Source organism: Acinetobacter sp. YH12233 (assembly GCF_013417725.1).
Lineage (GTDB): Bacteria > Pseudomonadota > Gammaproteobacteria > Pseudomonadales > Moraxellaceae > Acinetobacter.
The window spans coordinates 48,827-60,604 of record NZ_VPDK01000020.1; the positions used below are offsets into that span (position 1 = coordinate 48,827).

Annotated in this window: 9 protein-coding genes and 2 pseudogenes; 2 read left to right on the forward strand and 9 right to left on the reverse strand. The window is 41.1% G+C overall.

The window, feature by feature from the left end:
- Positions 1-229 precede the first annotated feature (229 nt).
- From gcvH to FTV12_RS10390, 4 genes are all read right to left on the reverse strand, one after another.
- Complete coding sequence (gene gcvH, locus FTV12_RS10375; RefSeq protein ID WP_104426083.1) at positions 230-604, reverse strand: glycine cleavage system protein GcvH; 375 nt, start codon at positions 602-604, stop codon at positions 230-232.
- Positions 605-686: 82 nt separating this feature from the next.
- Positions 687-1,715 carry an AraC family transcriptional regulator gene (locus FTV12_RS10380; protein ID WP_104426084.1) on the reverse strand — a complete coding sequence of 343 codons (1,029 nt, stop codon included), beginning with the start codon at positions 1,713-1,715 and terminating at the stop codon, positions 687-689.
- A gap of 374 nt (positions 1,716-2,089) precedes the next feature.
- Positions 2,090-3,946, reverse strand: coding sequence for an ABC transporter ATP-binding protein (locus FTV12_RS10385; protein ID WP_179992608.1), 1,857 nt, complete (start codon positions 3,944-3,946; stop codon positions 2,090-2,092).
- 247 nt (positions 3,947-4,193) lie between these two features.
- Complete coding sequence (locus FTV12_RS10390) at positions 4,194-5,453, reverse strand: mechanosensitive ion channel family protein (protein ID WP_125278616.1); 1,260 nt, start codon at positions 5,451-5,453, stop codon at positions 4,194-4,196.
- Between the two features lie 430 nt (positions 5,454-5,883).
- On the opposite strand from FTV12_RS10390, the pseudogene FTV12_RS16635 reads away from it, so the two are divergent.
- Positions 5,884-6,211 (forward strand): annotated as a pseudogene (locus tag FTV12_RS16635) (hypothetical protein).
- 196 nt (positions 6,212-6,407) lie between these two features.
- Here the strand turns inward: FTV12_RS16635 and FTV12_RS10395 are convergent.
- The 5 genes from FTV12_RS10395 to FTV12_RS10415 form a co-directional block, all read right to left on the reverse strand.
- Positions 6,408-6,944 (reverse strand): DUF2058 domain-containing protein, encoded by a 537-nt coding sequence (locus FTV12_RS10395; RefSeq protein WP_104426088.1) that lies wholly within the window; start codon positions 6,942-6,944, stop codon positions 6,408-6,410.
- A 15-nt stretch (positions 6,945-6,959) separates the two neighbouring features.
- Entirely contained in the window at positions 6,960-7,634 is a 675-nt protein-coding gene (locus tag FTV12_RS10400) for a YoaK family protein (protein ID WP_104426089.1), read from the reverse strand.
- Positions 7,635-7,676: 42 nt separating this feature from the next.
- Entirely contained in the window at positions 7,677-8,873 is a 1,197-nt protein-coding gene (sstT, locus tag FTV12_RS10405) for a serine/threonine transporter SstT (protein ID WP_004785593.1), read from the reverse strand.
- Between the two features lie 313 nt (positions 8,874-9,186).
- Positions 9,187-10,935, reverse strand: a complete 1,749-nt coding sequence (locus tag FTV12_RS10410) for a SulP family inorganic anion transporter (protein ID WP_179992607.1) — start codon at positions 10,933-10,935, stop codon at positions 9,187-9,189.
- 206 nt (positions 10,936-11,141) lie between these two features.
- Positions 11,142-11,462, reverse strand: a complete 321-nt coding sequence (locus FTV12_RS10415) for a metalloregulator ArsR/SmtB family transcription factor (RefSeq protein ID WP_179992606.1) — start codon at positions 11,460-11,462, stop codon at positions 11,142-11,144.
- A 186-nt stretch (positions 11,463-11,648) separates the two neighbouring features.
- Between FTV12_RS10415 and FTV12_RS10420 the strand changes: the two are divergent.
- Positions 11,649-11,778 (forward strand): annotated as a pseudogene (locus FTV12_RS10420) (IS1595 family transposase); the annotation flags it as partial.

Consider the following 11,778-nt stretch of genomic DNA (forward strand, 5'->3'; position numbering starts at 1 on the left):
GGAAATGCTGCGATGAGCATGAATATTATTTTTATAAAGCAGCCTGAGCTATCTGATGCGAGTGATAGCAGGTACAGCAAAGACTTTAAGAAAAATGTGTGAAAAATACAATAAAATTCCGATATAAATACATTGTATTTGATGGTGAGCTTTAAATACGAAGTTTTCAATGCGTAAAAAAATCAGCCCGCAGGCTGATTCTTATTTTTCCATACTAAATCAAAGTAGCTTATAGGCCAGCTTCATATTCTGTATTAGACAATAGCTTTTCTACATCTGCCATATTGTCCGGTTTGATTTTATAGATCCAGCCTTTGCCATACGGGTCATCATTAATGAAGTCAGGATCATCTTCAAGCGCAGCATTGATTTCAACCACTGTACCAGAGACAGGTGCATGAATATCAGAAGCAGTTTTCACTGATTCAACCACGCCAGCCTGTTCGCCCGCAGTAATATGTGAGTCAAGATCTGGTGCTTCTACATAAACCAGATCACCTAATGCATCCTGTGCATGGTCGGAAATACCGGTCACAACAAGATCACCCTCAATGCGTACCCATTCATGCGTACTTGCGTACTTTAATTCTGAAGGATGATTCATTGATAACTCCCTAAAAATCTTAAGATCATTTTTGATATGTTTTATACATTCTTTTTGGCCAAAACAAAAGGTTTATCCGTGCTTATAAATAAGGATCTTTACGCCAGTTGCTCGGGCTACGACCACTCCAGCGCTTAAACGCCCGACTAAAATTGGCCACATCACTATAGCCAAGTTCATCAGCGATCTGCTCCAGAGTAAAGTCTGTACGGGATAATAAGGAAGTGGCATGCCGGTAGCGCACTTCATCCACTAGCGTAGAGAAAGAAGTACCTTCAGCGGCCAACTGACGCTTTAAGGTTCGATCCGACATATGCAGCCGTTCAGCTACGCTTTCAATACTCAGATAATGCTGTTCGGAATGAGTCAGAATATCCCGTACCCGCATGGCAATCCGGTGCCGTTCACCAAGTGCCGATAATTCAGCTTCACACTGGTTAATCGCAATCTGGCTAGCAATCGGATCAGCGTGTACCAACTTGTTCATCAGGTAGCTTTTATCAAAGCTTAAAATTAAATGCGGCTGTTCAAAACGGAACTGATGCGTAGGAAATTTCGCCATGAAGCGCTCAAAACCTTCCGGTTTTTTGAAATCAAAGTCGATTTCACCGGTTGCATCGTTAACCCCGGTAATGGCTTTGGCCATACTGATCAGGCCAATCATCAGGGCAATTGAAATTTCGGTGCGAAGCGGTTCCAGCTGAATATCAGTTTGCAACTGTACGGTTGCCTTAGCGCCAAAGGTCGAGAAAAATAGCTGCAGGAAGGGTAAACGTAACTGAATGAATCGGTTCGCTAGCACCAGAGCTTCGGTAATATTATTCGCCGTCATGATGGCATAACCGATAAAGCCATGAATCGAAATCCGCATCTGGGTACCTAAGTGATAACCCAGTGTCGGTTCACCAGTGAGCTTCAGGGCATGCTTGACCAGTTCATTGGCCACAGGGGTCGGAATACGGTAATCAGGATCTGCCAACTGTTCACTGGTCAGGCCAAAAGGCTTAAAAAGCGACTCATTATTATACCCCCAGCGGGAAATGACATCGAGAAGCAAGAGACCGTATACACCTGGAATACCTTGGTCTTGGCGTGGAGCTATTGTTTTCATGCGCGATCCGTTGCACTCATTCAAATTTTTTTATTTTCACTTCATATTGGCATGAAAAAGCCATTTTCTTGATAAAAATTGTTGGACAAAGCTGTGGCAATTTCCACAAGCAGATTTTAATCAACTTCAAGCAGAGTAGCTCAACTTAAAGTTGGAAATCAATGTAAACCAGAGATATTTTAGGGATTTAATTTTAAGCCTACAGATTTCTATTAATTCAGAATAGGGCTGTTTTTTGAATAATCTGGAATTTAAAAATGCTTGTGGAATAGTTGATATTCCCATAAAAGCAAACCGAAGCATGGCTATTCAAGTGACTCAAATAGAATGCTTCGGTTTCTGTTGTAGAGCTTAGCTACTACTGAATAGAGCGATTATGCTTCGTGTAAGTTATCAGTTTTGGCATGTTGCTGTACCAAGAACCCGCCGGTTTGACGCTGCCATAGCTGCGCATAGATTCCGTTTAAGGCCACCAGTTCATCATGCGTACCTTGCTCGGCAATTTTACCTTGATCCATCACAATCAGACGATCCATCTGCGCAATGGTAGAAAGACGATGCGCAATCGCAATAACCGTTTTGCCTTGCATCAAGTCATCCAGACTATTCTGAATAGCCGCTTCAACCTCAGAATCCAGAGCACTGGTGGCTTCATCCAGAATCAGAATCGGTGCATCTTTCAAGAATACCCGGGAAATGGCAATACGTTGGCGCTGTCCACCAGAAAGCTTCACGCCACGTTCACCTACATAGGCGTCATAGCCTCTACGGCCACGCAAATCAGTCAGATTCGGAATAAATTCTTCTGCTTTGGCCTTGCGTACAGCTTCAAACATCTCTTCATCAGTTGCATCCGGACGACCGTATTTGATATTTTCAGCTACGGTACGATGCAGCAAAGACGTATCCTGAGTGACCAGCGCAATATTTTTACGCAAACTGTCCTGAGTGACATCGGCAATATCCTGATCATCAATCAGAATACGGCCCTGATTCAGATGATAGAAATGCAATAGCAATTGAATCAGGGTCGATTTACCAGCTCCAGAACGCCCCACGATGCCGATTTTTTCACCTGGGCGAATGGTCAGATTAAACTGGTCAATGACCGGTTTTTCATTATAGGCAAAAGTGACATTATCAAATTTAATCTCACCGTGTTTTAGCTCCAGTTCTTTCGCATCTTCTTTGTCTTGAATATTGATCCGACGACCTAGAGTTTTCATCCCGTCCTGAATGGTACCGACATTTTCAAACAGGGCAGAGGTCTGCCACATCATGAACTCGGCAATACTATTCAGCTTTAATACCATCGCTGTAGTGGCTGCAATAATCCCGAGCTGCGCTTGACCTTGCATCCAGAGCCAGATTGCAGTACCCAGCACACCTGCATATAGCACAACACTCAGCATCAGAATGCTGATTTCGTATTGAGCGCCCAGACGCATTTGCTTATACACCGTAACCATAAATTCCTGCATAGAGGATTTGGCATACTGGCTTTCACGACCCGCATGCGCAAACAATTTTACGGTCTGAATATTGGTATAGGCATCAGTCACACGTCCGGTCATGACTGCACGCGCATCCGCTTGTAAGGATGAAATTTTGCTTAATCTTGGAATGAAATAGCAAGCAGCACAAATAAACAAGAATAGCCAGACCATAAGCGGCAAGATAAGTAAGGGTGAAATGGCACCCAAAACAATATTAATTGTGACGAAATAAATCAGCACATAAGCCAACATATCGCCCAAAATGACCCAGAATTCCCGGATCGCCAGCGCCGTTTGCATGACTTTGGCCGATAAACGTCCGGCAAAATCATTATGGAAGAAGTCCAAACTCTGTTTGAGCAATAAATTATGGAAGCGCCAACGCAGACGCATCGGGAAATTACTGTATAAAATCTGATGCTTGATCAGGGACTGGGCACTGGCAAACAGGATATTGGCCAGCAAGATAATACTCAATAAGGTCAGGTTGCTGGCATGTTGATCTAAAAAAGTCTCTGGCTGACTTTGACTCAACCAGTTCACCAGATCACCAATTTTTGAATACAGTAAGGCCTCAAAACTGGCTGCACCTGCGGTACACAATACTAGAATCAGCAAATAACGGCGTACCCCATAAGCTGCTTGCCAGACAAAGGGGAAAAACCTGGTGGGTAAAGGTTGATTCAGGTTTTTGGTGGGATAGGGGTCTACCAGCCGTTCAAGCCATCGAAACATTAACGTACTCTTATCATGTATTTTCTTTGCGAGGATTATAAAGGATTCTGCTTTTTGAAGTCTGAATTTGAGTGAAATTGCCACAAATGTTTAACTAAATCAAACTTTAGGTTGCAGAGCAGAAACTCATGCCAGATTTATGCCAGCTGATATGAAAACTAAAAATAAGAGCTTGAAATCGTTTTAAATACTGAGAATAAAAAAGCCCGAAATAGAGATTATGTCGGGCTTAAGTTAAGAGGTTAGTTTAAGTGATAATCGGAGATGAAGAACTCGCGTTAAAAGATTCTTTAAAATCACTTCCAGAAGGCGCCTGATAAACTTTCAATCCAAATTCCGGAATAATCGCCAGAATATGGTCCATGATATCTGACTGGATATTCTCATACTCTGCCCAAACCGTCGTATTGGTGAAAGCATAAATTTCCAGTGGCAAACCTTCGCTGGTCGGTTGTAACTGACGCACCATCAATGAGAAATCTTTGGCAATACCCGGATGCTGTTGCAGATAAAATTCCAGATAAGCGCGGAACGTTCCTAAATTGGTCAGACGGCGCTGGTTGTATTGTGAATGATGCTGGAGCTGCTGGTTAAACTTCTCTAGTTCTTCTGATTTGGTATTCAGATATTGATCCAGCAGGATAAAATTTTTCAGCTTGTTCTGTTCTTCAGCCGTCATGAAATGTACGCTGGTTTGATCAATATGAATTGAACGTTTGATCCGGCGGGCACCCGCTTCCTGCATGCCGCGCCAGTTTTTAAAGGTATCAGTCACCAGTTTATTGGTCGGAATCGTGGTCACAGTCTTGTCAAAGTTCTGCACAGTCACTGTATGTAATGACATATCAATGACATCACCATCGGCATTTAGGGTCGGCATTTCAATCCAGTCACCAATACGTACCATGTCATAAGATGAAATCTGAACCGAAGCCACCAGTGACAGAATCGTATTTTGAAAGACCAGCATCAGGACAGCGGCCATCGCACCAAAGCCAGCGAGCAAGGTGAATACATCTTTTTTCAGGAAAGTGCCTAAAATCATCAAGCCACAAACAATGAAGATGATCAGCTTGACCAGCTGTAAATAACCTTTAATCGGCTTGTTGCGTGACTTGGGATTACGCTGATAAATCAGGTTAAAGATATTCAGTAACTCACCGAGTGCCAGAGCAATGGTCAGGAAAATAAACGCCTGAGCACCCATTTGCACAAAGGTTTGCACCTTATCGGATAAATGCGGGACAGTGGTAATCCCGTTCATGATCACGATTGCCGGAACAATATTGGAAATCCGGCGAATCACACTATGTTCAGCAAAAATCTGATTATTGGCAAAGGGCATTTTGGAAATCAGTTGACGAATACCGCGTACGACAATCTGTTTGGCAAACACATTGGCAAGGATGGCCAGTAAAATCACAATACTCAGTGAAGATAACATTTCCAGCCATGGGTACTGATCGGCCCAATCTCGAATATTCTGAATAAAATTAAACTGTTCCAACTGATCTTTCTCTTTAACTCAAAAAATTTGTTAGAGTTTATAGGTTTAAACGCAATTTTTTAATCTTGGATAACCTTTTAAAACATATCTTTCTTAGAGGCTGCAAACTTAATCACTATTCAGGCATTTGTTTTTATTTTATCGGAACAGTATTTTTTTCCTTGAGGTTAATTCAGATTGAATAGATCAATGAAAATTGATTGGTTAATGGCTAGGAAATGTGAAAAATCGATAGAACAGCCTAACTTGGTATTCCTATGCTTCTTTTTAAACTTTAAAAAATTAAAAAAGGTCAGAGTGAATTAAAGAATTTGGTATAGCGTTTATTATGTTAGTTCAACATAACTTAATGTTTATTTTACATTTTATATACTTACTTTTTTTAGGGGATAGTGCTAGGATTAAAATCATATAATCTTAATCATTAAAAATGAAAAATCTTCAAATAGTTATAGCACAAGCTTACATTCCTATGAACTGGAACATATTGAGCAATCAATAAGCCATGAAATTAATAACACTATATTAGAGATAGTGGTTAATGATGAATCTTTTGAAAAAATTGATTGTTACTTGTATTCAAAAAAAGATACGAAAAAATTCTTAAAAGCTCTATACATTATGTAATAGCACTCTTAGAAAGAGCAAAGTATAGGGTAGAAAAAGCTCAGCAAAATAACGTGAGTCCTTTGCATATCTGCTTATACGTGATTAAGAAAATTGAGGGATTTATTGAATATTTACAGACTAAATTTTAGTTATTAGCGCTTTCATTTAAAGCCTGTTATATGAAATCTGAAGTTTCCACATAGGATTTGAATTGAGTGAAATTTGCTATCTATTAAAACAAGAATATGCAAAAGACAAGCTGACATAGACTTAATGAAACAGATTAAAAAAACCGGCAAGTATGCCGGTTTTTTTATTTATGCTTTTCTTTTAAGGAAAATGTGTTTACCACATTAAATCATCAGGAATCACATAAGCTGCATATGGATCTTCTTCATCAGTAGTTTCTTCATTTTTCTCTGAATTATTCACGATGATAAAGCCTTCCATTTTTGAATTGATGCGATCCGCCAGAGCTTTAGGCAGGAAGGCATAACTCTCATTTTCACGTGCAATCACCAGACTGCCAGCGACCAGTGCATTATAAATCTGCTGGTTGATATAAACTTTCTTGATCTTGCTGTCATCAATAAACTGATAACTAATTTCGCCATCCGTATCGCGGATTTTATGCTGGTTAATCATCTGCATGATGGCAGCTTTGAGTTCTTTTTCCTGCAACTGGGCTTTTTTCGCCTGTTCAATGGCTTGGTCTTTAGCCAGCTTTTCCTGTTTGTCCTGCTCAATCTTGGCCTTGATTTCGGCTTCTTTACTGTCACCTGTGCGTTTTTCATGTACAGCCTGTTTAGACAGTTTTTTGGCTTTTTTATTATCGACCAAGCCTGCCTTTAACAATTGTGCCTGTAATGCATTTTTAACCATGAGAATTTCCAGAAATTAGTCGTGTTGATGTCGATAACGTAAATAGATCACCCAATAGGTCAGGCTAAGCAGCAGGCTTAACACTGTAGGGACCAGGAATGCATTTAATTTTAAATAAGGATAAATCCAGCTGGCAAGTATGCCACCCACCAAAAAGCCGGCCAGAATCAGCATATGCAGGATCACTTTACGGGATTCTACTACCAGACCACGCAGGCGATAGCCCATAGCCAGACCTAAATCGGTCAGTACACCAGACAAATGGGTGGTCCGGATAATCGCACCTTTATAGTGGCTGACCATGGCATTTTGTACACCCATCGCGACACAGGCCCATAACAAGGCATAACGCGGGAAATAGGGCAATAACAGCCAGCAAATGAATATAAAAAAAGCCACCAGGCTTAAAGGATAACCATACAGGCGTCCCAAGCGAAAGTGACTATTTCCTAAAATCAGCCCGCTATACATCGAGCCAATCACATAACAGAGCGTAACCAGAATCAGATACAAAATCTGGCGTGGTTGCCAGTCCAGCAGCGCCATCGCCAGCATACTGACGTTACCGGTCATATGTGAAACGGACTGATGCAACACGGTCACCAGTCCTAATACATTAATCATTCCGGCATTTACCGCAAGGAAGAATGCACCCAATTGAACCCACGATGGTAAACGCTGTAATGGCATGGCAATATCATTAGAAAAACATCTTGATTCTTCAATATAAAATCAATCTGTAGCGCGGTCTACTGCTGTTGTAAATAAAACATCGGTAGATGAGTTGAGTGCAGTCTCGGTAGAGTCCTGCAATACACTGATCACCATACCAATTGCCACCACTTGCATTGCGATATCTGAAGAAATCCCGAACAGGCCACAAGCCACGGGAATTAGCAATAGTGAACCACCAGCCACACCTGAAGCACCACACGCAGACACAGTCGCTACGATAGAAAGAATTAGCATAGTAGTGAAGTCAACATTAACACCTAAAGTATTTACTGCAGCTAAAGACAACACGGTAATCGTCACTGATGCACCGGCCATGTTAATTGCTGCACCTAAAGGAATTGCTACGCTTGAAGTAGTCTCTTTCACACCTAAGCGTTTTGCCAAGTCCAGGTTTACCGGAATATTGGCAGCAGAACTGCGGGTAAAGAACGCGGTAATGCCACTTTCACGTAAGCAGGTAAAGACCAGTGGATACGGATTACGACGGGTAATGAAACCGACCATTAACGGGTTAATCACCAAGGCTACAAATACCATGGTACCCAGCAGAACAGCTAATAAATGCGCATAGCTGGTCAAGGTATCTAGGCCCGCTTCAGCAAAAGTCACGGCAACCAGACCAAAAATACCCACTGGCGCAAAGCTGATCACCAGACGAATTACATAATTGATTGCATTGGCAGCGTCATTTAAACAGGTTTTAGTTGTGTGTGATGCATGACGGAAGGCAATTCCTAACGCAATTGACCATGCCAGAATTCCAATAAAATTCGCTTCAGCAATGGCAACCACCGGGTTCGCTACAAAGCTCAGCACCAAATTTTTGAGAATTTCACCTAGGCTGCCTGGCGGCTGTAAATCACCTTGCGCTGCAATATCCAGGAACAATGTGCTTGGAAATAAAATACTGGCGATCACAGCGCTTAATGCTGCCAGGAACATGCCGACAGCATACATCAGCATAATAGGTCTTATCGTTGAATTGGTCTGGCCAACCTGGAAATTTGCAATTGATGCAAGAACCAGAATGAAAACCAGAACTGGCGCGACGGATTTTAGTGCCTTAATAAACAGATCACCCAACAGGCTTAAGGAAGGTGCAGCTTCAGGAAATAACAGAGCCACACCAACGCCTAGAATAATGGCGATGATGATTCGGGAGACTAAACTCAGACGCGATAGGGCAGAAAACATAAGGTTGCCTTGTGAAAATTACGAGGGCTAAATGCGAAAAAAATTTGCGTTATTTTATACTTAAATTAAGGATCGCTTAAAATATATTTTTAGATAATATTTAAGTGACTGAAAATTAATAAATAATTAAGATGGTTTTTTATCTTGATCGTATTATTTCCATACAAAATTCTTAGAAATAGCCAGATTTACTGATTGGTTTTTAATCTTTATTTTTTAAATGAATATAGAATTTAAATCAATCATTTCCAGTTATGTTTCAGTTCAATTCGTTGCATGACAGCATGTCTATCATACAACGAATTAAAAAATCTTAAATCATATAATGTTGAGGCTTCTCGAAGATTTCCGGAGCCAGATCCTGAATTGCCTGAAAATGGGTTAGATAAATCCGGCCACTCAAATGTGTCATGAGTTTGGAGGCTTGCAAGCGGTCGAATACCGGGCCTTTCACTTCTGCAAAGTGCAGGCGAATATTCAGTTTGGATAATTCAGCATTGAGCTCTTCCAGCGTTTCCAAAGCACTCAAGTCAATGGCACTAATACTAGAGCAGTTCAAAATCACATGCTCTAACTTGTCATTTAAACTTAACTGATTAATCAGATAACCTTTAAGAGTATGCGCATTTAAAAAACTTAGGTTTTCATCAATACGCAGAGATAGAACCCGATCAGAAGTCATCACCTGATGACGCTGGATATTCCGGAAATGCTGGGTGCCTTCGACCAGACCCACGACTGCAATATGAGGGCGGCTGATGCGCCATAGCATAAGAATAAAGGTCGAAATAATCCCGACGATTAGACCGGTAGTAATATCCAGTAATACCACACCAAAAAAAGTAATCCACATGGCAATGCCATCAGCTTTGGAATAACGCCAGGCATCGACGAAAGGCTGGAAATTGACCAGTTTCCAGATAGACACAATAATGGTTGCAGCCAGAATGGTCAGCGGCAGATCCTCAAAGAAGCTGGTAAAAAACAGACTAACCACGACAATCAATAAAGAAGACAATACGCCAGCCAAAGGTGTTTTGGCACCAGCGTCAGCATTAACCACCGTACGTGACAGGCTGCCGGTTACAGGAAAGGCGGAGCTGATTCCGGCACTGATATTGGCTACACCGAGCGCAATTAATTCTTGGTTACTGTTTAAATTGCTACGCTGCTGTAGCGCCGTTGCCTGAGCAATAGAGAGAGATTCTACAAAGCTGATCATGGCAATCATGCTGGCACCCGGTAATAAGGTCATCACCAGTTCCCAGTTCCAGTGCGGGAAAGACAAGGGCGGAAAGCCTGAAGGAATTTCTCCGACCGTTTTAATGCCTTGAACTTTTAAATCCAAAAACAGAACGGCAGCAATACCGAGAAAAACCAGAATCAGTGGAACTGCTCGAACCAGAAAATCAGTCGAACCGATCCGACTTTGTATCGCTTGAGATTTTAATAGTTTTGGCAGATAAACCAGTAGGCCGATAGAAAGCAGGCCAAAGATCAGGCTCGGAAGATGCAAAAGTGGCAAATATTCAACCAGGCTTTTCACCAGCTCGGGAATATTATTGGCTTTTAAAGGCAAATCCACCAGAAATTTGAACTGTCCAAAAGCAATCAATAGAGCCGAAGCAATAATAAAACTCTGAATGACTGGATGGCTGATCAGCTGAATCAAAAAGCCAAAACGGAACAGGCCCAAAAGCAGGGAAATAATGCCGACCATCAATGCCAATAAAGTTGCCGCTTCAATATAGACCGGAGAACCTACTTCAAATAAAGGATTCAGTGTGGCAAAGGTCATCATGGAAATGATGGCTACTGGTCCAATCGATAAGGTCGTACTGCCGCCCAATAAGGCATAAATGATCATTGGTAGAATACTGGCATAGAGTCCCATAATCGGTGGCAAACCTGCCAGCATGGCATAGGCCATCCCTTGGGGTACCAGCATCGCGACGACAATCAGGGCAGCCAGTACATCTGATTTTAATTTCACTGGGCTGTACTGACTTAACCATGACCAGGCAGGGAGTCTATTGAGCAGTCTAGACTTAAAATTTGGCATATACAGGTCTAAATCACAAATATAGATATATTATGCACAAATTCTGCTAAGAAGTCTTAGGATATAAATAGGTGATCATTCACATTTTAAAAAATGAATGAGAGGACAAAGGATCAAGGCAAAAGACTTAAAACTCTCAGTAGAGAAAATTTAAATCAGGCAGATCGCTTTAAAATAAAACAGGACGAATGAGGTAAATTGCAGCTTTAAGCGACTGCTTGATTTACACAGTAGATTTGATAAAGCTTTTTTAACATTTCTACCAGGTTCTGGTCTTTGATCGAATAATAGATCTGTTTACCGTCTCGACGGGTATTTACCGCATCGCTTTTACGCAAAATCATGAGCTGCTGAGACAGGGTTGGCTGTCTGATCTCGGTAATCTCTTCAATTTGAGAGACATTCAGTTCATTTTGGGAGAGATGACATAAAATGAGCAGTCGGTCCGTATTGGCCATTAACTTTAAAATACCGACAACCTGTTGAGCTGAATCCCGCATCGCGGCAATTTCAAGATCGGTTTTCATTTACTATGTCCATTTATACAATTACAGCCCGCGAATTATACGACTCGAACAGCATGAATTGATGGATAGAAAGCGTGAATTACTATGGTTTTTAATGAATTGTGTTATCAAGAATAGTTATAATTTACTAATTAAAATATAAGATAAGGCTCTAGACTAGCAAAATGATTATGTTAGTCTAGAATCATGATAGAAAACAATAAATTAAGTCACTACAAGATTAAAAAATTATTCAATGCTTTTGTGTTGATATTCCTGCTTCCAAAACAGCCTTATTACTCAATTTAAATCGTAATACGATTAACTATTGGTACAT

Coding starts and splice junctions, on each gene's coding strand:
- gcvH (WP_104426083.1), bottom strand. CDS start 604: ATGAATCATCCTTCAGAATTAAAGTACGCAAGTACGCATGAATGGGTA.
- FTV12_RS10380 (WP_104426084.1), bottom strand. CDS start 1,715: ATGAAAACAATAGCTCCACGCCAAGACCAAGGTATTCCAGGTGTATAC.
- FTV12_RS10385 (WP_179992608.1), bottom strand. CDS start 3,946: ATGTTTCGATGGCTTGAACGGCTGGTAGACCCCTATCCCACCAAAAAC.
- FTV12_RS10395 (WP_104426088.1), bottom strand. CDS start 6,944: ATGGTTAAAAATGCATTACAGGCACAATTGTTAAAGGCAGGCTTGGTC.
- FTV12_RS10400 (WP_104426089.1), bottom strand. CDS start 7,634: ATGCCATTACAGCGTTTACCATCGTGGGTTCAATTGGGTGCATTCTTC.
- sstT (WP_004785593.1), bottom strand. CDS start 8,873: ATGTTTTCTGCCCTATCGCGTCTGAGTTTAGTCTCCCGAATCATCATC.
- FTV12_RS10410 (WP_179992607.1), bottom strand. CDS start 10,935: ATGCCAAATTTTAAGTCTAGACTGCTCAATAGACTCCCTGCCTGGTCA.
- FTV12_RS10415 (WP_179992606.1), bottom strand. CDS start 11,462: ATGAAAACCGATCTTGAAATTGCCGCGATGCGGGATTCAGCTCAACAG.